Here is a 19,499-nt window from a genome sequence, read left to right as displayed (position 1 = left end):
CGCCCGGGCACGCCGAGCCGGCCGGAGACGGGCTTCGGCTGGACGGTGAGGGGACGGCGTGCGGGTGCGGCCCGGCCCCATCGGGAGCGGAACGCGGCGACCCGGCAGGGTGGCGGCAACTGATCGACGAATGGGCAACCCTCTATCTGGATCGTGACCCTACCCTTGCCCCCGGACGAAGGCAAAGCTTCGTTGCGTGTAGCAGAAGTTTTGCTCCAGCCGACGAAAGTCCGCCTCCGGCGTGCGCCACCGGTCGTTGCCTACTACTTCCGTCCCCGGCGTGCGTCACCTCGGCCGCCGCCCGTTGCCGCCCGGCCCGGTGGCACGGCGCAGGTGCCACTCGCCAGGCCGCTTGGCCGGGCCCGATCTCCGTCGGTGGCGACCCGGACGCGTGCCCCCGTTGCTCGGCTTCGGCGGCAGGCGGCAGGCGGCACCGCCCGATATCCGGACAGCCGGTGTCGGGCCCGCCGAAGTGGAGCAGAGGACGTGAGAGGGGCCGCTTGAACGCCTGTTCTGCCAACTGGAACATTGTGGGAAATTGCGTGGGTAAATGCGCCGCCAATTATTTCCGAATGCCGTGGACGCCCCCGGTGAAGAGGCGAGGATGTGGCAGAGGGAAGCCGAAAACGGGGGGACTGAACATGACGTCTAGGCGGCGATTGACGCTGTTGGCGGTAACCATCGCAGCCGCACCACTCGTCCTGGGTGGGTGCACCGCCGACCGGGAGTCGGCGACCGGGTCGGCCAAGAAACACGTCGCCGCCCCGGAGCTCGCCGTGACGCCGGGGGACAAGGCCCGGGACGTCCCGGTCAGCGCCGAGGTGGGCACCGTGGTCAAGGGCGGACGGGTTACCGGAGTACGCCTCACCGACGACAAGGGCAAGCAGGTCAACGCCGAGCCGCGCGAGGACGGCTCGGGTTGGGTGCCGAGCGCGCCGCTGCAACCGCGCCGGACGTACACCGCGGAGGTGACCGCGACCGGTGATTCGGGCGCCACCACCACTCGCACCACCACGTTCACCACGATGGCGAAATCGACCAAACCACAGATCACCAGCACCCTGTATTTCGTCGGCAATCGGACGTACGGCACGGCGATGCCGGTAACCGTCGCGTTCGACCCGGGAATTCCGAAAGAGGCCAGAGCGGATGTCCAGCGACGGTTGTTCGTAAAGACGAATCCGCCGCAGCCGGGCGCCTGGTCGTGGCTTGAGGACGGCAGTCAGGTCTATTACCGGGCGCCCGACTTCTGGAAGCCGGGGACCACGATCAGCGTCCGGGCCGGCCTGGAGGGTCTGCCGATCGGTAAGGATCGGATCGGCGACGCCGAGCGGACCGCGACCTCCAAGATCGGACGTCAGGTCTCGCTGGAAATCGACAACGCCACCAAGCAGATGACGGTGCTGCGGGACGGCAAGCAGATCCGCCGGATCCCGGTCAGCCTGGGCAAGGCGAGCACGCCGAGTTCCAGCGGCAAGATGGTGATCATGGAGAAGCATGAGCGGGTCACCTTCGACACCCGGGGTGAGCCGGACGGTGGTTACGTGGTCGACGTCGACGACGCGCAGCGCTACACCTGGGGTGGCGAGTTCATCCACTCCGCCCCATGGTCCGAGGGCGACCAGGGCAACACCAACGTCTCGCACGGCTGCGCGAACGTCTCCGCCACCGCGGCCAACTGGTTGATGGGGGTGACCCAGGTCGGTGACCTGATCACCGTCAAGGGCACCGAGGTGGAGCTGCAGCCGGGCAACGGCTGGACCGCGTGGAACGTGAGCTGGGACGAGTTCGTCCGGGGTAGCGCCCTGCCGGTGCCGCCCGGGCTCAAACCCGCGCCGGTCAGCCCGGCGCACCCGGGCGCGGTCGCCGGGGGGTCACCCGCCCCGGCACCCTCGGTCAGCGGCCGCTGAGTCTGGCCCTCGGAGCCGGCCCGCCACCGCGGCGGGCCGGCTCCTGGCTGCCACCGAACCGATCGCTGGCAGCTGGGCGACCCGACACGCCGAGCGCCGCCCTGCTGAGCTGCCAGCGACCGGTTCGGCCGCCCGTGGCACCGGGCAGTTCAGTCCAGGGGTACGCGGGCCACCCCGGGCCCGATCAGGCTGCCCAGCCAGAGCTGATCGCCGTGCTGGCGTACCCCGGTGATCATGCAGTAGTGCCCGGTCGGGCCGTGTAGCGTACGGCGGACCGCGCCTGTGCCGTCGACCAGCGCGACCAGCCCGTAGCGGCGTGGCTGCGGCTGCATCGCGTCCGGCAGCAACGCGGCGACCTGGCGCAGCCGCGGGTGCGGCAGCAGCCGCTCGGCGATCGGCACCCGTGGGCTGGGCAGCGCGATCCAGTACGTCCCGTCACCCACCGCGGCGAGATTGTCCGGGTACGCGGGCAGGTCCGCGAGAACCCGGACACCGCCACTCAGCTCGACGCGGAGCAGGCGGTGGGTGCTGGTCTCCACCAGCATCAGCGCCGACTCGTCCGGGGTCAGCGCGATCCCGTTGGGGAAGTAGAGCCCGTCGGCGACCACCTCGGTGCGGCCGCTGCCCGGATGGTGGGCCAGGACGCGCCCATTGGGGCGGTGCTCCAGCAGGTCCCGCTTCCAGTGCGAGACCGGAAACCGGTCGGAGCTGTCGGTGAAGTAGATGGTGCCGTCACGGCCCACCGTCGCGTTGTTGGCCAGGTGCACCGGTGGCGCCGTCCCGGTCAGTTCGCGTACCGCGCCGTCGGGTGTGACCCGCAGCAACCCGCGGTACGCGTCGCACACGATGAGAGCACCGGACGGGTCCAACTCGATGCCGAGCGGCCGGCCCCCGGTCTCGCCCAGCAGCCGTGGTCGGGTGCCGGCCGGCGCGTCCACCGGCCACCACCAGAGCCGCCCGTCCTCGTCGCCGCTGATGACCCGGCCGGCGCCGTCGACCAGCACGTCCTCCGGGCCGACAGCACCGTCGGGGAGCGGCAGCAACTCGGCGTGGTCGAGCCGGCAGTCGTCGGGAGCCCACGCCCCGGCCAGCGCGGGCGGAACGGTCGCCGGCTCGCGGACGGGGCGGATCAGCCGGGGTGGTCGGGGCCGAGGGATCAGCATCGGCCTATTCTCCACCGCCGGTGCCGGCCACTCCCGAATCGTCGCTCCGGCGGCGTGCCGAGCGCGTGAACAAGACCGTGTCGGTGCGGTCGGGATGTTCCGCTGACCTGGAGTGGTTCACCGCCCGGGCAGGCGTTCGGTGGTCGCCGAGGCCGCCGCCCCTGGTCTCCACCCCGAGGGGGATGAGGGGTGCCTCGGGGTATGACCCTGGGCGTACCCGGAATCACTCCGTCGAGGGGCGAAACTGTCGGTGGTGGCGGCTAGATTTCTGGGCATGGGAGAGCAGAGCGACCGGCTCGATGTGCAGGTCAGCGTGGGGGACCAGGTGGTCCTCATGCGGGTGGCCGGCGAGGTCGACATCGCCACGGTGGCCGCGTTCCGGTCCGCGTTGTGGTCCGCGCCGGCCCGCCGGGTGCTCCAGCTGGAGCTGTCCGAGCTGCGACTGCTCTCCGCCGCCGGCGTCCGCACGTTGCTCGCCGCGCATCTGCGCGTCCGGGCCCGCGGCGGCGAGCTCGTCCTGGTCGACCCGAGCCCGGTGGTGGCGCGGGTGCTGCGTGCCACCGGTCTGCACCGGGTGATGTCGATTCTGGAGCTGGCCCGGGTGGTCGAGGCCGCGCGTCGCCCGGTGGCCTCGACCGCACACCTGCAGTTGGCCGCCTGACCGGCCCGCACACCCGCAGTTGGCCGCCTGATCCGGCCCGAGCCTGCGGTGGGGTCGCCGGCGTGGGCCGACGACCCCCCGAGAGTCGGTCAGCGCACGCCGAGCAGGTCGACGACGAAGACCAGCGTCTCGCCCGGCTTGATGACGCCGGCCGCGCCGCGGTCGCCATAGCCCAGGTGCGGCGGGATGGTGAGGCGGCGACGGCCGCCGACACGCATGCCGACGACACCCTGGTCCCAGCCGGCGATGACCTGACCGCCGCCGAGCGGGAACTCGAACGCCTCGCCTCGGTTCCAGGACGAGTCGAACTCGGCGCCGGTGGAGTGCGACACGCCGACGTAGTGCACGCTGGCCAGCTGGCCCGGCTCGGCCTGCGGGCCCTCGCCCACGGTGAGGTCCTCGACCACGAGCTCGGCCGGCGGTGCACCCTCGATCGGACCCACCTCGGGCTTGCCCGATCGGGCGCCTGCTGCCTGGTTCATGCGGGGTCTCCTGCCGTGTTGGGTGATGTGTCCGGTCACCGTCGATCCTGCCGGATCACCCCTCACCAATGTGCGGCAGACCCGCCCCCACCCCGCCCTCGCCCCCACACGGCCCCGCCGATCTTGCACTTTCTGTTGCCGATGTGCGGCGGATCGCGCCCTTCGTCGGGGCAGCAGGTGCAAGATCGGCGGGACGGGGGGTGGGGTGCGGCGGTGCACGAGCGGGTGAGCTGCTCGCGGAGCGCGGACGGGTGGGCGCGCGTTCGCCTAGGCTCGGGAACGGCCGGCCGGCGGGGTAGCGGGCGGTGCGGGTGCACCGTGGTCGATGCGGAGGGCGTCGGTGGCTGAGGCGACGGTCGCGGTCCCGCTGTGGGCCTGGGCGGCGGTCGGCGGGGTGATCGCGGTGATGCTCGCCGTGGACGTGCTCCTGCACCGGGACAACCACGTCATCGAGCTGGGCGAGGCGCTGCTCTGGAGCGCCGTCTGGATCGGCGCGGGCCTGCTGTTCGGGTTGGTCGTGTGGTGGGGCCTCGGCGGCGACCCGGCCATCGCGTACTTCTCCGGCTACCTGCTGGAAAAGGCGCTCTCGGTGGACAACGTGTTCGTCTTCGCCCTGCTCTTCGGCTACTTCCAGGTGCCGCCGGGCTATCAGCACAAGGTGCTGTTCTGGGGCGTCGTGGGGGCGCTCGTCTTCCGCCTGCTGTTCATCTTCGCCGGCGCCGAGTTGCTGGACCGGCTCACCTGGGCCGGGTTCGTGCTGGGCGCCTTCCTGATCTGGACCGGCTGGCGGCTGGCGGTACGCGGGAAGCCGGACGTCGACCCCGAACGCAATGTCGTGGTCCGGCTGTTCCGCCGGCTGGTGCCCACCGACGCCCGGTACCACCGCGACCGGTTCACCGCCCGGGTGGCAGACCGGCGGGTGGCGACGCTGTTGCTGGTGGCGCTCGTCGCCATCGAGGCCACCGACGTGGTCTTCGCCATCGACTCGGTGGCGGCGATCCTCGCCATCACCACCAACACCTTCCTGGTCTGGTCGGCCACCGCGTTCGCCGTACTGGGGCTGCGCAGCCTCTACTTCTGCCTCGCGGGCCTGCTGCGACACTTCGGCTACCTGCGCTACGGGCTGGCGTTGCTGCTGGCCTTCGCGGGGCTGAAGCTGATCCTCGCCGAGACGCCGGTGGGCAAGCTGCCGGTCTGGTTGACCCTCGCGGTGGTGGTGCTGACCCTGGCGGTCTCCATCGGCGCGAGCGTGGTGGTCGCGCGTCGTCCCGGGGCCCACGGCTGAGCAGCCGGACTGTCCACTGAGACGCCGGGGTCAGCGGGCCAGAACCGGTCGGGACAGTTGGTCGGCCAGCACCGCGGGTGCTTCGGCCAGCGAGGGGCCGTACCAGGTGAGATGCCGACCGGAGAGCAGAGCGCACGGTACGCCAGGGAACGCCTCCGGCCCGTCGTCGGCGGTGAAGTCGTACGGCTCGTCGGGCAGCACCACCAGCTCCGGCTCCCGCTCGCGCAGCTCGGTGATGCTCGGGCGGGGATAGCGCTCGGGGTGCTCGTCGTAGGCGTTGACCACGCCGAGGCGGCGCAGCACGTCACCGGCGAACGTGTCACCGCCGAGCACCACCCAGGGACGCCGCCAGACCGGCACCACCGCGCGGCGGGGCGGTGCCAGCCGGGGCGGCTCGGCCCACGCCCGGCGGGCGTCCCGCAGCCAGGCCGGCTCCGCCGACGCACCCAGCTCGGCCAGCAGCTCGCCCAGCTCGGTCAACGCACCCGGAACGGTACGCGGATAGGTGACCCGAACCGGCACGCCGGCCGCCCGCAGCGCGTCCGCGTCGGCCCGGCGGTTCTCCTCCACGTTCAGCAGCACCAGGTCCGGCCGCAGCGCGTGGACCCGGTCCAGGTCGGGGTACTTGCTACCGCCAACCCGGGCGACGTCCAGCCCGACTGGGTGGCTGCACCAGTCCGTCGCCCCGACCAACACTCCCGGCAGGGTCATCGCCACCGCCTCGGTCAGCGACGGCACCAGCGACACCACCCGCACCCCGAGTACCTCCGTCCGCCACCCGTCCCGGCACCGATCATGCCCGCCGGGTGGGCGCGGCCCTGGCTCAGGGTTGGCCGGGCTCGACGCGGGCGGTCACGTCGAGGTGCGCCGGCTGGCAGTCGGCCGTCGCCGCGAATCGGCGGACCGCCGCGCGCACGTGCTCGCGTACGCCGGCGGCCGGCGCGTCGGCCGTCAGGTCCACCCGGATCCACACGTCGGGGTGCGGTGGTTCACCGGTGAGCACCACGCGGGCCCGACGTACACCGGGGTTGCCGGTCAGGTCCCGAGCCAGCGCGTCGGCGAGGACGTCGGCGGCCATCCGGGTCCGGCCCGGGCGGCGCCCAGGGTGGCTCAGGGTGCCGCGCAGCCGGCCAGCGGGTCGCTGCAACTCCCGGGCCAGCAGGCGCTGCCCGGCCAGGGCGATGAGCGCCCCGGCGACCGCCACGGCCAGGGTGCTCCACGGCGCGGCCGTCCGCCACCGATCCACCAGACCGGCGCTGAGCAGCACCGCCTGAGGATCGGCGCCGCGCAGGGTGCCGAAGCCGGCAGCCAGCGCCGCTGCGCCGCCCGCCACCAGCAGCAGCGCGATGATGGTCCACAGCAGGCGGTGCCCGGCGTTGGTCATGCCGGCCGCCGCCGAGGCTGGAGCCGGACGTCGATCCGGCCGGGGCGTGGCGCGGTGAGCCGGTGCAACTCCTGGTGCACCGCGTACTCGATCTCCGCCCGGGCCGCCGGGTCGCCGGTCGCGCGCACCCGGGGGCGCCACTGGCCGCCGCGCCGGCGGACCCGGACCCGGGCGCGGCGGACGCCCGGGACGGCGCTGGCGGCGTCGGCCAGCCGCCGCTCCACGCAGCGCCGGTGCAGGTACCAGCCGTCGCGTTCGTCGGTGCGCAACCGCACCGGCGTCCATGGGCGCAGTTGGGCGATCAGGATGGCTAGGCCCAGCAGGAGGGCCGCGCCGGCCACGGCCCGGACCGTCGGTTCACGCCACCGGGTGCTGCTCAGGGTGGCGAACCACCCGGTGGTGTCGAGCGGCGTCGGGCGGTCCAGGGCGAGCAGCAGTGCCTGGACGGCCGCCAGTGACCCGCCGACGAGCAGTGCGGCGGCCAGCAGGAGCGAGGCGACCCGGTTGGCGCTCCGCATCTCAGCCGTCCGCCGGCCGGACGGTCGCGGGGGCTGCGGAGACGTCCACGCCGGGGACGAGCAGGTCGTCCACGGTGACGGTCACCACCGCCACGCTGAGCCCGGTGGTCGCGGCCACCCGGTCGGCGACCACCGTCCGGACCGTCTCGGCGATGGTTGGCACGCTGTGCCCGTACCAGGTGATCAGGTGCAGGTCGAGCCCGACGGACCGGTCGTCCAGGCGGACCGCTGCCGGACGGACGACGGACACGCCCGGCACCAGGCCGGCTGCCTGGACCGCGATCCGTGCGACGTCCGCCGCGTCGGCCGGGTGACGGTCCGACCCGGTGGCCAGGTTGGTGCCGGGGCTCGTCCCCGCGACCGGACGGGTGGTCATCGGTGTCGCCGCGGGTCGCCGTGGCGGTCGCCGAGGCCGGTCACCGCGAGGTCGCCGTCGAGAACCCGGACCACCAGCCAGCCGAGCAGGCCGGCGAGCACGGCGAGGGCGGCCACGCCGGCGCCGGCGAGCGCCCAGACTGCTACGGCGAGAAACCCGGCGAGGAAGCCGAACTGCTGTCGCGACATGGTCACCTCCGGCCGGCCCGTTACCGACGGTCGCTGGATACACCCGGGGGCCATCCCTGGAACGTCACGTGACTGTGATCCCGATCACACCCGAAGTCGGTGGACCATGATCGACCACCTAGACTCGGCCCGGCTCGACCGACCGGCGGATGGATCAGGCAGATGACGAGCATCGGCAGCGACGACCGCGGCTTCCTGCGGGCGGTGCCCGCCGACGGTGGACGCGACACGCTGCTCAGCCGCGCCGACCACCGGGCCTATCCGGCGCGCCGGCTCAGTGACCTGGTGCAGGGTCGCCCGCCCGGCGTCACCGGCAGCCAGTGGAGCTCTGCCAGCCGCGCCAGCTTCGACTTCGTGGTCTGCGCCGCCGACACCGGCCGGGCGATCGTCGCCGTGGAGATCGGCCCGGTCCCGGCCGCCGGCTCGGCGGAGCAGCGCGTCGAGCGCCTCAAGGACGCGGTGAGCGCGGCCGCCGGGCTGCCGGTGCTGCGGATCGGATCGTCGACGTTGCGGGCGGCCGAGCACGGCCGACGCCTCGTGGAGTACGTGATCGACGCTCGCGCCTACGCGGCGGGCGGTGCCGGGGTGACCGCCACCGGGGACGAACCGGCACCGGTGGGCTTCCGGGACATCCTCGGTCGGCTGCCGGACGGCCGGACCGGGCCGGTCAACGACCTCGGCGCGCTGACCCGCGCGGCGGTGGTCGAGGCGTACGTTGCCGGGCGGGTCGCCGACCCGATCGTGCGAGGCCTGCACGTGCGCTGGGCGGACGGGCCGGCGCAGGGGTGGAGTTGGGTGCAGGTCCGCCCCGACGCGTGCCTCGTCGAGCGGGTCTCGGTGACCGAGCACCGTTTTTCGTGCGGCATCGACCCGGCCCGACTGGCCGAGGATCTCGCCACGGTCGCCGTGGGCGAGCGGCTGCGTACGGATGCGCTCACGGATCTGCTGCCGCGCACCGAGTTGACCGCGCAGATCGTCGCGTTGAGTCGGCGCCGCCACGAACTGGTGGGCGGGTTCGCCTTCGATCACCTCTGCGCCGACTGACGGGCGCCCGTTCTACCTGCTGACTCCTGCTGCGCACCGGCTCCGTGCCGGATCGCGGCAATTTCCTGTGCGCCGGTTGAACCTTCCCGGTCGCCGTCCCGTACTCCTGCGCGAATGAACAGGATCTCCCCATCCGCGTCGACCTGACGCGGGAGACGGTGCGGAAAGGGCATCGTCGGCCATCGACGCATTACCGGTCAGGCCACGGTGGTCGCCGCCGTGGCGTGCCATCTCACATCCGTCGGTCCGCCGAGGGCAGGAATCCACTACCGGATCGAGAAGGAGAGCAATTCGATGCGCAGGTCCACACGGGCGCGCCGGTCATCCGGCAACGCGCGGAGCAAGCGTCTGCTGGCCGTTGTCGGCACGCTCGTGGTCTTCGGCGGAGTCGTCGCCGTGACCCAGATTTCGTCGGCCCAGGACCGGCGGACAAATAAGCCACGTCCGGCGGCTGGGCAATGCGTGGAGCCGAGCCCGGGCTCGACCGCGCCGACTGGCGCTTCGACCAGCCGAACCTGGCAGAACGGTCGGTGGGTGCGTAATCACTGGGGTGACGGACAGCAGTCGGTCCCCGAGTGCGAGGACGGCAAGGACGGCACGGTGGGCACCGGCACGGCCATTGCCTGCCCCGATGTGACGGCCAAACTGCCGCAGGTGCCGGCCCAGGCGCGGGCCGAGGTGGACCGGGGTCTCGCCCAGTTGCAGTCCCAGATCGCCGAGGCGGACCGTCGGCTGGCAGCCGAGGGCAACAAGGGTGAGGCGTTCATCCGCAGCGCGATCCTCCAGCCGCTGGCCGGCAAGCGGCGCGCGGTGCTGGACCGGATCACGACCGCGATCGACCGGGTCGGACCTCGGCCGCAGGGTCTCGCGCAGCTCGCCGACTGCCAGGTGCAGCCCACCGGCAACACGGGCGGCAACAACGGTGGCGGCAGCACGCCCACCACCACCCCCGGTGGCGGCAACAACGGTGGTGGCAACAACGGTGGTGGGAACGCCCCCGGCGCCGGACTCGGCGTACTGGCCAACGACTGCGACGAGAGCCGGCTCCAGCCGCACGACGGTTTCCAGATCGGCAACCGCTGCGTGAGCACCGAGTTCGGTGAGGTCGGCGCCGCCGCCAACAACCCGTCCCTGCTGATCACCCAGTTCCCCGACCAGGTCGGCCGCAACCAGGCGTTCACGCTGCGGGTCAGCACCCGCAACCTGGTCCGGGACCGCTTCCTGGCCGCCGGTCAGGGTGGCTACTACGTGGAGAGCTCGCTGCTCAACGCCCAGGGCCTGGTCCGGGGCCACTTCCACACCGCGTGCCGGATGTTGGACAGCCTGACCACCCCGCCGGAGCCGCAGGAGGTGCCCGCGTTCTTCGTCGCCACCGAGGACGGCCGCGGTGGCGCCCAGCCCGACGAGGTGACGATTCAGATTCCGGGCCTGCCGGAGTCGGGTACCGCGCAGTGCTCGGTCTGGGCCGGTGACGGCTCGCACCGCCTGCCGATGATGGAGCGGGCCAACCAGACCCCCGCCTTCGACTCGGTGCGTATCGACGTCAACTGATCCGGCTGGACGAACGGCGGCCGGTCACCCGGGGCGAGAACCCTGGGTGACCGGCAGCCGCGTCGTTTCGGTGCCCGGACAATCCGACGGGGTCCCGCCGTTTCCGGCGAGACCCCGTCGTCAACTCGTGTGTCAGCGCGCCTTGTACGCCTCGACGACCTCAACCGGGATCCGGCCCCGTTCGGAAATCTTGTAGCCGTTCTTGACGGCCCATTCCCGGATGGCCCGGTTCTGCTCCCGATCCATTCCGGCGCCGGTGGGTCGCCCCGGCCGTCGGACTGAACGCGTGCTGTCCACCGGACCGCGCCCGATCCGCCGACCCGCATTGATGTACGGATCCAGTGTCTTGCGCAGGACGCCGGCATTTTCATCCGAGACGTCGATCGTGTAGGCCACGCCATCGAGACTGAACTCGACCGTCCGGTCGGCCTTGCCGCCGTCGAGGTCGTCGGTCAGGACCGTGATTACTTTTCTCGCCATTGCCGATTACTCCCTGTGTGCGGCGGGATGTGTCCAAAGTCTGACCTATCACCCCGGTAATCCGCAACAATATGCCTCCTATTCATTCGGCGCGTCGTGATTCCGTTACCGAGCAAAACCGCGAATCGGTGCGATGAAGGGGCTTCAATCGCCGAGGAGACCGGTGTGACCGGCGACGGCCGCCGCCTCCGCCCGGGTGGACACCCGTAGTCTGCGCAGCAACGCGGCGGTCATCCGTTTCACCGTCCGCTCCGAGACGTGCAGTTCTTCGGCGATGTCGACGGTGGTGCGGCCGCCGGCGATCGCCCGCAGCAGTCGACGTTCCTCGCCGTCGAGGTCGACCGATGTGGCGTGCGTGGGCCGCAGCATGGCGCGCAGCAGTCCGGCCGGCAGCACCGCCCAGCCGTCGAGGATGGCCAGCAGCGGGGGGAGTAGTTCCTCCGGTTCGCTGGTCTTCGGCAGGAATCCCTCGGCACCGGCTCGCAGCGCCTCCAGCGCCGGTGCGGGGTCGGCGGAACCGGACATCGCGACCACCCGTACCCCCGGGGTGGTCCGCCGGATCGCGGCCACCGCCCGGATGCCACCGGGTGCCGGCATGTGCAGATCGACCAGAGCCAGGTCGGGGTGGCAGCGGCTGACCAGCGCCGCGGCGGCGGCGGCGTCGCCGGTCGAGGCGACGACCTCGGCCCGGCCCTCGGAGGTGATCGGGAGCAGCAACTCCAGGCCGCGAACGAAGAGGGGGTGATCGTCCACGACGACGAGTCGGATGGTGGAGGCTCCCGGCATGTCTGCGCCGTTCCCCAGCGGGTACCGATCATGCGGGTACGCACCGAACGAGGGGAGTCGGGTGGATGCGCGCACGGCACGGTTTGCAGGGCCTGCTGCGAGGGTTGCGCCGAATCGAGCCGGCACCCGGTGACATCCGAGCACCCGAGGTCGATTCCGAGTTGCTCCTGCGGGTGTTGTGCCACGAGTTCCGTACGCCGATCAGCACCCTGACCTCGCTGACCCGCGCGCTGGCCGACGAGCGTCGCGAGTTGACCGGGCCCGACCGGCGGGCGATCACCGAGCTGGCCCGTGACCAGGCCGTCCACCTGCAGAGCCTGCTGCGCGACGCGGCGGCCGGCATCGGAGCGCTGGCGCTGGCCCCGCAGCCGGAGCCGGCCGTCGCGCTGGCGGGCATCCTGCGCGAGGTCGCCACGCTGGTGCCGATCGGTCGGCGGCGTGCGCGGGCCACCCGGCGGGCGGGCTCCTGCCCCGTGCCGGCCGGGCGGACCCGGCAGGTGCTCATCAACCTGGTGGAGAACGCGCTGCGGCACGGGCCGCCTGCGGGGCAGATCGGGCTCTACGCCACCCTGCGCGGTTCCGGCCTGAGCATCCTGGTCACCGACGAGGGTGGGGTCGACGATGCGCTGCTGGCCGCGCTGCGCCGGCCGGCGCCGGCCGGCGGGATGTCCGGGCTGGGGTTGTGGATCGTGCGGCAACTCGTCGCGGCGGATGGGGGAGCGCTGCGGGTGCACCGGCTGCAGCCGCGCGGTGTGGCGCTGGAGGTGCTGCTGCCGATCGCCGGTCCGGTGCGCTGACCCGACGGGGACACGGGTTGGCTCGTTCGGGCCACTGAGGCGGGAACGGCCTCGCTACCGATTGTCGGGTACAAGGAGGAGGCCGGATGTTCAGCCATGTCAAGGACCTGCAGTTCGAGGCCAAACCGGACGGTCCGGACGCCGCGTTCGCCCGCCGCCTGCAGGAGGTGCTGGGCGGCAAGTGGGGCGAGATGACCGTCGCCAACCAGTACCTCTACCAGGGCTGGAACTGCCGGTTGCCCGGCAAGTACAAGGACCTGCTGCTCGACGTCGGCACCGAGGAGATGGGCCACGTCGAGATGATCGTCACGATGATCACCCGGCTGCTGGACAGCGCACCGCTGTCGCTGACCGAGGGGATCGCGGAGGATCCCGGGGGCGCGGCGACCTACGCCGGTTCGAACCCGGCGCACTTCATCCACGGTGGCGGCGGGGCGCTGCCGGTCGACTCCAGCGGGGTGCCCTGGAACGGCTCGTACATCACCGCGAGCGGCAATATGCTGGCCGACTTCCAGCTCAATGTCACGGCGGAGGCGCAGGGCCGCCTCCAGGTCGCCCGGCTGTTCAACATGACCGACGACCCGGGCGTCAAGCAGATGCTGCGCTTCCTGCTGGCCCGCGACACGATGCACCAGAACATGTGGCTGGCGGCGATCGAGCAGCTCAAGGAGGACGGCCTGGAGGACATGCCGGTGCCGGAGGCCTTCCCGGACTCCGGCGACCTCACCGAGGAGTACGGCTACACCTACCTGGGCTTCTCCTCGGGCACCGACGCCGCCCAGGGACGCTGGGCGTCCGGACCCGCGCCGGACGGCAAGGGCGAGTTCCGATTCGACGATGCCCCGCGCGCGAACGCCCCGGAGCCGGTGCTGCCCCCGGGAGATCCACGGTTGTACGGCACGAACCCGGGAGTGGCCGGCTCGGTCGTGAACACGGTGAAGAGCAAGCTCACCTGATGTCGTCCCGTCGGGTCGCCCACCGGTCGTGGGTGACCCGACGGACGGGGCGGAGAGTGTCCTGGGTCACAGCTCGGAACAAGGGGAACGCTTTGTTACTTGAGTCAGACACGCTCAACTCAACGCGATAGCAGGTGTTCGATGGCAACTCTTCCGGTACTTCCCCTGACCGACGCCGTGCTGCTGCCCGGCATGGTCATCCCGGTGACCCTCGACCCGACCACCCAGGCCGCGATCGACGCGGCACGGGCGACCGGCGACCGCAAGCTGCTGGCCGTGCCGCGTATCGACGGCGAGTACGGCCCGGTCGGCGTCGTCGCCACCATCGAGAAGGTTGGCCGGCTGCCCGAGGGTGAGCCTGCCGCCGTCATCCGTGGCCTGTCCCGGGCCCGGATCGGCTCCGGCGTGCCCGGCCCCGGCGCCGCACTCTGGGTCGAGGCGACCGAACTCGACGAACCCGCTCCCGCCGGCCGTGCGCGCGAACTCGCCCGCGAGTACCGCGCCCTGGTGACCTCCGTGCTCCAGCAGCGGGGTGCCTGGCAGGTCATCGACGCGGTGGAGCGGATGACCGACCTGTCCGAGCTGGCCGACTCGGCCGGCTACGCGCCCTGGCTGACCCTGGACCAGAAGACCGAACTGCTCGCCGCGCCGGACGTCACCGCCCGGTTGGAGCTGCTGGTCGGCTGGGTGAAGGACTACCTGGCCGAGCAGGAGGTCACCGAGCAGATCAACAGTGACGTCCGCGAAGGGCTGGAGAAGTCACAGCGGGAGTTCCTGCTGCGCCAGCAGCTCGCCGCGATCCGCAAGGAACTGGGCGAGGACGAGCCGGACGGCTCGGCCGACTACCGGTCCCGCGTCGAGGCCGCCGAGCTGCCGGAGAAGGTCCGCGAGGCAGCCATGCGCGAGGTCGGCAAGCTGGAGCGGGCCAGTGACGCCTCCCCGGAGGCGGGCTGGATCCGCACCTGGCTGGACACCGTGCTCGAGATGCCGTGGGGCACGCGTACCCAGGACAACACCGACCTGGCCGAGGCCCGGGCGGTGCTCGACGCCGACCACGCCGGTCTGGCCGACGTGAAGGACCGCATCCTGGAGTACCTGGCCGTGCGCAACCGGCGGGCCGAGCGCAATCTCGGCGTGGTCGGCGGTCGCGGCTCCGGCGCCGTCCTCGCCCTCGCCGGCCCTCCCGGAGTGGGTAAGACCAGCCTCGGCGAGTCCGTGGCGCGGGCGCTCGGGCGTAACTTCGTCCGGGTCTCACTCGGCGGTGTGCGCGACGAGGCGGAGATCCGCGGTCACCGGCGCACCTACGTGGGCGCGCTGCCCGGCCGGATCGTCCGCGCGCTGCGCGAGGCCGGCTCGATGAACCCGGTCGTGCTCCTCGACGAGGTGGACAAGGTCTCCGCCGGTTACGCCGGCGACCCGGCCGCCGCCCTGCTGGAGGTGCTCGACCCGGCTCAGAACCACACCTTCCGGGATCACTACCTGGAGGTCGACCTGGACCTGTCCGACGTGCTGTTCCTGGCCACCGCCAACGTGGTGGAGTCCATCCCCGGCCCGCTGTTGGACCGGATGGAGCTGGTCACCCTGGACGGCTACACCGAGGACGAGAAGGTCGCCATCGCCCGCGACCACCTGCTGCCCCGGCAGCGGGACCGGGCCGGGCTGACCGCCGACGAGGTCGGCGTCGCCGACGAGGCTCTCGCGCTGATCGCGGGGGAGTACACCCGGGAGGCCGGCGTACGGCAGCTCGAGCGTGCCCTGGCCAAGATCCTGCGCAAGGTGGCGGTGACGCTGGCGACCGACCCGACCCCGGTACGCGTCGACACCGACAACCTCACCGGCTACCTGGGGCGGCCGAAGTTCACCCCGGAATCGGCCGAGCGCACCGCGGTGCCTGGCGTGGCAACCGGCCTCGCCGTCACCGGCGCCGGTGGGGACGTGCTCTTCATCGAGGCGACCAGCATGGAGGGTGAACCGGGGCTGACCCTGACCGGCCAGCTCGGTGACGTGATGAAGGAGTCGGCGCACATCGCGCTCTCCTACCTGCGCTCCAACGGGCGCCGGCTCGGCATCGACCCGAACGCCCTGGCGGGACGGCGGATCCACCTGCACGTCCCGGCGGGCGCGGTGCCCAAGGACGGCCCGAGCGCCGGCATCACCATGGTGACGGCCCTGGCGTCGCTGGTCACCGGCCGACCGGTCCGCCCCGAGTTCGGGATGACCGGCGAGGTGACGCTCTCCGGTCGGGTGCTACCGATCGGGGGAGTCAAGCAGAAGCTGCTCGCCGCGCACCGGGCCGGCCTCACCGAGGTCATCATCCCGGCGCGTAACGAGCCCGACCTGGACGACCTGCCGACCGAGGTGCGCGAGGCGCTGACCGTGCACACCCTGGCCGACGTGGCGGACGTGCTCGCCCTGGCGCTGCGCCCGGCCGACGTCGAGGCGCTGGAGGGCCCCGCGCTCTTCACGGTCTGACGCTCCCACCACAAGGACCCCCGCCGTCTGCAGAGACGGCGGGGGTCCTTCGGTACGCGGACACAGGTCTACTGTCTCGCTTGAACCCTCAACTACCTCTTCGCCGCGAGGCGTCCCCCTGGAGGAACCCCCGTGAACCTGGTGCTCTGGATCATCCAGATCCTGCTCGCTGCCGCCTTCGCCGGCGCAGGACTGGCCAAGCTGACCCAGCCCAAGGACAAGCTGCGCGACAAGATGCGGTGGGTGGATCCGGTCCCGCCGTCGCAGGTGAAGGCGCTCGGTTTCGTCGAGGTGCTGGCCGCCATCGGGCTGGTACTGCCCCCGCTCACCGGCATCGCCACCGTGCTCACCCCCCTCGCCGCGGTCGGGCTGGTCATCGTCATGATCGGTGCCATCCTGGTGCACCTGCGCGACCTGAAGAAGCGGGACACGGAGAGCGAGCGTCGGTTGGAGATCCAGGGCGCCATCTTCTGCACGGTGCTGCTCGTCCTCGCCGCCGTGGTGGCGTGGGGCCGCTTCGGCCCGTACTCCTTCTGAGCCGATCCGCCGGCGACCGTCGTACCCCGGCGGTCGCCGGCGGCGTGCTCAGCGCTCGTCGCCCCCGCGGTCGCGGCGCACCGTGGCCTTGCGGCCCTTGATCGTGCTCTGGCGCAACCCGGAGATCACCTCGTCGGCGACGCCCTGCGGCACCTCGACCAGCGAGAACCGGTCGGCGATCTCGATCGAGCCGATGTCCCGGCCACGGATCCCGGTCTCCCCGGTGATCGCGCCGACCAAATCCTGCGGGCGCACCCCCGCGCGCCGGCCCAAACCGACGAAGACCTGGACGGTGTTGCCGCCACCCGAGCGCGGCCGGCCCCCGCCACGCCGATCGCCACCCCGGCCGCCGGTCTCCGGTCGACCCTCGCGAGGCCCGCGCACCGGCACCTGCGGGATCTCCTCCTCGTCGTCGGAGCCCGGCGACGTCACCTCGTGGGCCAGCTTCACCGCGGCGAGGGCGACCTCCATCAGGTCGAACTCGTCGGTCAGCGTCTCCACGATCACCCGGAACGGGTCGAGGTCGTCCTCCAGCAGGCTCTCCCGCAGCGCCGCCTGGGTCAGCTCCAGCCGGCGGGTCCGCATGTCGGCCACGGTGGGAATCTTGTCGATGGTGATCCGCTGGCCGGTCACCCGTTCGATGGTCTTGAGCATCCGGTGCTCGCGCGGCTCGGCGAGGGTGATCGCCACGCCCTCGCGCCCGGCCCGGCCCACCCGACCGATCCGGTGCACGTACGACTCGGGGGCTGACGGCACGTCGTAGTTGACCACGTGGGTGAGCTGCTCGACGTCCAGCCCACGCGCCGCCACGTCGGTGGCGACCAGCAGGTCGGCGGTGCCCGCCCGCAGCCGGCCCATGACCCGGTCACGCTGCTCCTGGCTCATGCCGCCGTGCAGCGCCTCGGAGCGGTAGCCCCGGCCGTTCATCGTCTCGGTCAGCCGGTCGACCTCTTCCCGGCTGCGGCAGAACACGATCGCCGCGGTGGGCGACTCCACGTCCAGCACCCGGCCCAGCGCGGCCGGCTTGTGCGCCCGGGTCACGATGTACGCGCTCTGCCGCACCCGCGGCGCCTCGCCCGCGACCGTCGGCTCCCGGCCGATCTCGATCCGGACCGGTTCGCGCAGGTGCTGCCGGGCCATCCCGTCGATGCGCGACGGCATGGTGGCCGAGAAGAGCACCGTCTGACGCTGCGCGGGGGCGTGCTCCAGGATCGCCTCGATGTCCTCGGCGAAGCCCATGTCGAGCATCTCGTCGGCCTCGTCGAGCACCACCGTGCTCAGCCCGCCCAGACGCAGCGTGCCCCGGGCGATGTGGTCCAGCGCCCGACCCGGGGTGGCCACCACCACGTCCACGCCGCTGTCGAGTGCCCGCAGCTGCCGCCCGATCGGCTGGCCGCCGTAGATCGGCAGCACCCGCGCGCCCAGGTCCTTGCCGTAGCGGTGGAACGCCTCGGAGACCTGCACCGCCAGCTCCCGCGTCGGCACCAGCACCAGTGCCACCGGGTCGCCGCCGCGACGGTGTGCCGTCATGAGGTTCAGCAGCGGCAGCGCGAACGCCGCCGTCTTGCCGGTGCCGGTGGCCGCCTGGCCCAGCAGGTCCCGACCCTCCAGCAGCGGCGGAATCGCCTCCCGCTGGATCGGGGTCGGCTCCTCGTAACCGAGGGCGGACAGCGCGCCGAGCAGTTCGGAGCGGAGCCCGAGCTCGGTGAAGGCGTTCACCTCGTCGGTGCCGGCGGGGGTGGCGTCGATCGGTGCGTCAATCGGTGCGTCGTGCTGTGCAGGTGCGGAACTCATGTGCCAAGCCTTTCATTACGCCGCCCAAGCCGCTGCGCCGACCGGCACAAGAGCTGTCCCCGAGCCCGTGCTGCGGCTGTTCCGCGATCCCGGTGGCGGCCTCGATCAGGCGTCGGTGGTCAGGATGGCCAGTACCATCACCGCGGCGAGGGCCACGTCGAGCACCACGCAGAACTCGGCGTAGCCGCGCGGCACCACCCGGCCGCGGTGGTGCGCCAGGTCCCAGCCCGCGTGCGCCAACCACCCGAACGCCACCAGCCAGTCGGCAGTCCGCCCGCCGGCCAGCACCGCGACCAGCGTCAGGGCGACCCAGACGGCCAGACCGGCGAGTTGGGTGGCGAGCACGCCCCGCCCGCCCAGCGTGCGGCGGGCCATGCCGATCACCAGGTAGCCGCCGGGCAGCACCAGCATCGTCCACGGGCTGAGCACGCTCGGGTCGACCCACATGTCCACGGTCATCAGCAGCGCCAACCCGGCCGGCCAGCGGTGGGCGAGCGCCACCACGACCCGGTGTCGGCGTACCGGCGCCGACGCCTCGTGTCGGTGTCGGACCGCCACCAGCACCATCGCGGGAATCATCAGCAGGTGACCGCCGAGCAGCAGCGCGTCCGCGTCGATCAGGCCGGCCCGAAACGGCACGAGCAGTAGCAGGAACGGGACGTACATCGCGGCGCCCATCTCGCCGACCACGTGCCAGCGGTGCGCCCGGTAGCGCATCCCCACGGTCATCCCGACGGTCATGTTCGTGGCCATCACCAGTGCGGCGACCTCCGGCCGGGCCAGGGTGTCACCGACGCCCAGCGCCGCGCCGGCCAGCTCCCACAACGGCCCGAGCAGCAGCATCCCGGCGACCATCGCCAGGGCCATCTCGCCCAGGTGCCACAGCAGCCGCCGCCTGCTGCTGGCCGGGGCCGCGGTGGTCGGGACGGCGGTGGTCGGTGTCGGGGCCGAGGACGCCGGGTCGGAGGTGGGCAGGGGCGCGCGTGACGGTACGGCGGTGACGCTGTCCGCGTACATCCGGGTGTTTTCCATGCCTCGACCATGCCGATGCTCCAGGTGCGGCGGGCAGACCCGATCGTCACGGGAAAACCGTGCGGACCGCACGGCCCGACCGT

At 72.2% G+C, this 19,499-nt stretch carries 20 protein-coding genes; 9 read left to right on the top strand and 11 right to left on the bottom strand.

Annotated features, from left to right (window positions below):
• Positions 1-641: 641 nt before the first annotated feature.
• Entirely contained in the window at positions 642-1,910 is a 1,269-nt protein-coding gene (locus JOD64_RS32320; RefSeq protein ID WP_204945763.1) for a L,D-transpeptidase, read from the top strand.
• Between the two features lie 149 nt (positions 1,911-2,059).
• On the opposite strand, the gene JOD64_RS32315 is transcribed toward JOD64_RS32320, so the two are convergent.
• Entirely contained in the window at positions 2,060-3,073 is a 1,014-nt protein-coding gene (locus JOD64_RS32315) for an SMP-30/gluconolactonase/LRE family protein (protein ID WP_204945762.1), read from the bottom strand.
• A 274-nt stretch (positions 3,074-3,347) separates the two neighbouring features.
• Between JOD64_RS32315 and JOD64_RS32310 the strand changes: the two genes are divergently transcribed.
• Positions 3,348-3,734 (top strand): STAS domain-containing protein, encoded by a 387-nt coding sequence (locus tag JOD64_RS32310; protein ID WP_204945761.1) that lies wholly within the window; start codon positions 3,348-3,350, stop codon positions 3,732-3,734.
• An 89-nt stretch (positions 3,735-3,823) separates the two neighbouring features.
• On the opposite strand, the gene JOD64_RS32305 is transcribed toward JOD64_RS32310, so the two are convergent.
• Positions 3,824-4,216, bottom strand: a complete 393-nt coding sequence (locus JOD64_RS32305; RefSeq protein WP_204945760.1) for an FKBP-type peptidyl-prolyl cis-trans isomerase — start codon at positions 4,214-4,216, stop codon at positions 3,824-3,826.
• 325 nt (positions 4,217-4,541) lie between these two features.
• On the opposite strand from JOD64_RS32305, the gene JOD64_RS32300 reads away from it, so the two are divergent.
• A complete protein-coding gene (locus JOD64_RS32300; RefSeq protein ID WP_204945759.1) occupies positions 4,542-5,501 on the top strand; it encodes a TerC/Alx family metal homeostasis membrane protein in 960 nt (319 codons plus the stop codon).
• Positions 5,502-5,531: 30 nt separating this feature from the next.
• Here JOD64_RS32300 and JOD64_RS32295 read toward each other — a convergent pair whose 3' ends face one another.
• The 5 genes from JOD64_RS32295 to JOD64_RS32275 all read right to left on the bottom strand — a co-directional run bounded on the left by JOD64_RS32295 (position 5,532) and on the right by JOD64_RS32275 (position 7,967).
• Positions 5,532-6,257 (bottom strand): helical backbone metal receptor, encoded by a 726-nt coding sequence (locus JOD64_RS32295; RefSeq protein ID WP_204945758.1) that lies wholly within the window; start codon positions 6,255-6,257, stop codon positions 5,532-5,534.
• A gap of 67 nt (positions 6,258-6,324) precedes the next feature.
• Positions 6,325-6,885 (bottom strand): hypothetical protein, encoded by a 561-nt coding sequence (locus tag JOD64_RS32290; protein ID WP_204945757.1) that lies wholly within the window; start codon positions 6,883-6,885, stop codon positions 6,325-6,327.
• Positions 6,882-7,403: a DUF6286 domain-containing protein gene (locus tag JOD64_RS32285; protein ID WP_204945756.1), complete on the bottom strand. Its 522-nt coding sequence runs from the start codon at positions 7,401-7,403 to the stop codon at positions 6,882-6,884. The genes JOD64_RS32290 and JOD64_RS32285 overlap by 4 nt, the downstream gene beginning before the upstream one ends.
• 1 nt (position 7,404) lies before the next feature.
• Positions 7,405-7,779 (bottom strand): Asp23/Gls24 family envelope stress response protein, encoded by a 375-nt coding sequence (locus JOD64_RS32280; RefSeq protein ID WP_204945755.1) that lies wholly within the window; start codon positions 7,777-7,779, stop codon positions 7,405-7,407.
• On the bottom strand, positions 7,776-7,967 hold the full coding sequence (locus JOD64_RS32275; RefSeq protein ID WP_204945753.1) for a hypothetical protein: 192 nt from the start codon (positions 7,965-7,967) through the stop codon (positions 7,776-7,778). Before JOD64_RS32275 ends, JOD64_RS32280 begins: the two co-directional genes overlap by 4 nt.
• Positions 7,968-8,129: 162 nt before the next feature.
• Here JOD64_RS32275 and JOD64_RS32270 point away from each other — a divergent pair, with 162 nt between their 5' ends.
• Together JOD64_RS32270 and JOD64_RS32265 are read left to right on the top strand one after the other, a co-directional pair.
• Positions 8,130-9,011 carry a DUF2726 domain-containing protein gene (locus JOD64_RS32270; protein WP_204945752.1) on the top strand — a complete coding sequence of 294 codons (882 nt, stop codon included), beginning with the start codon at positions 8,130-8,132 and terminating at the stop codon, positions 9,009-9,011.
• A gap of 294 nt (positions 9,012-9,305) precedes the next feature.
• Positions 9,306-10,562 carry a hypothetical protein gene (locus JOD64_RS32265; protein ID WP_204945751.1) on the top strand — a complete coding sequence of 419 codons (1,257 nt, stop codon included), beginning with the start codon at positions 9,306-9,308 and terminating at the stop codon, positions 10,560-10,562.
• A 132-nt stretch (positions 10,563-10,694) separates the two neighbouring features.
• Here JOD64_RS32265 and JOD64_RS32260 read toward each other — a convergent pair whose 3' ends face one another.
• Both JOD64_RS32260 and JOD64_RS32255 read right to left on the bottom strand, forming a co-directional pair.
• Positions 10,695-11,042, bottom strand: coding sequence for a histone-like nucleoid-structuring protein Lsr2 (locus JOD64_RS32260; RefSeq protein ID WP_204945750.1), 348 nt, complete (start codon positions 11,040-11,042; stop codon positions 10,695-10,697).
• 144 nt (positions 11,043-11,186) lie between these two features.
• Positions 11,187-11,828, bottom strand: a complete 642-nt coding sequence (locus JOD64_RS32255; protein ID WP_204945749.1) for a response regulator — start codon at positions 11,826-11,828, stop codon at positions 11,187-11,189.
• A 65-nt stretch (positions 11,829-11,893) separates the two neighbouring features.
• Here JOD64_RS32255 and JOD64_RS32250 point away from each other — a divergent pair, with 65 nt between their 5' ends.
• The 4 genes from JOD64_RS32250 to JOD64_RS32235 all read left to right on the top strand — a co-directional run bounded on the left by JOD64_RS32250 (position 11,894) and on the right by JOD64_RS32235 (position 16,590).
• On the top strand, positions 11,894-12,625 hold the full coding sequence (locus JOD64_RS32250) for a sensor histidine kinase (RefSeq protein ID WP_204945747.1): 732 nt from the start codon (positions 11,894-11,896) through the stop codon (positions 12,623-12,625).
• An 86-nt stretch (positions 12,626-12,711) separates the two neighbouring features.
• Entirely contained in the window at positions 12,712-13,581 is an 870-nt protein-coding gene (locus JOD64_RS32245; protein WP_204945745.1) for a manganese catalase, read from the top strand.
• A gap of 141 nt (positions 13,582-13,722) precedes the next feature.
• Positions 13,723-16,053, top strand: a complete 2,331-nt coding sequence (lon, locus tag JOD64_RS32240; protein WP_204945744.1) for an endopeptidase La — start codon at positions 13,723-13,725, stop codon at positions 16,051-16,053.
• Positions 16,054-16,185: 132 nt separating this feature from the next.
• Positions 16,186-16,590: a DoxX family protein gene (locus tag JOD64_RS32235; protein ID WP_204945742.1), complete on the top strand. Its 405-nt coding sequence runs from the start codon at positions 16,186-16,188 to the stop codon at positions 16,588-16,590.
• 48 nt (positions 16,591-16,638) lie between these two features.
• Here JOD64_RS32235 and JOD64_RS32230 read toward each other — a convergent pair whose 3' ends face one another.
• Positions 16,639-18,384, bottom strand: coding sequence for a DEAD/DEAH box helicase (locus JOD64_RS32230; protein ID WP_204945740.1), 1,746 nt, complete (start codon positions 18,382-18,384; stop codon positions 16,639-16,641).
• A 105-nt stretch (positions 18,385-18,489) separates the two neighbouring features.
• Entirely contained in the window at positions 18,490-19,416 is a 927-nt protein-coding gene (locus JOD64_RS32225; protein ID WP_204945739.1) for a hypothetical protein, read from the bottom strand.
• Positions 19,417-19,499: the final 83 nt, after the last annotated feature.

The sequence above is a fragment of the Micromonospora luteifusca genome (assembly GCF_016907275.1).
In the GTDB taxonomy this organism is placed as follows: domain Bacteria; phylum Actinomycetota; class Actinomycetes; order Mycobacteriales; family Micromonosporaceae; genus Micromonospora; species Micromonospora luteifusca.
This window is presented reverse-complemented; position numbering and strand designations above follow the sequence as displayed.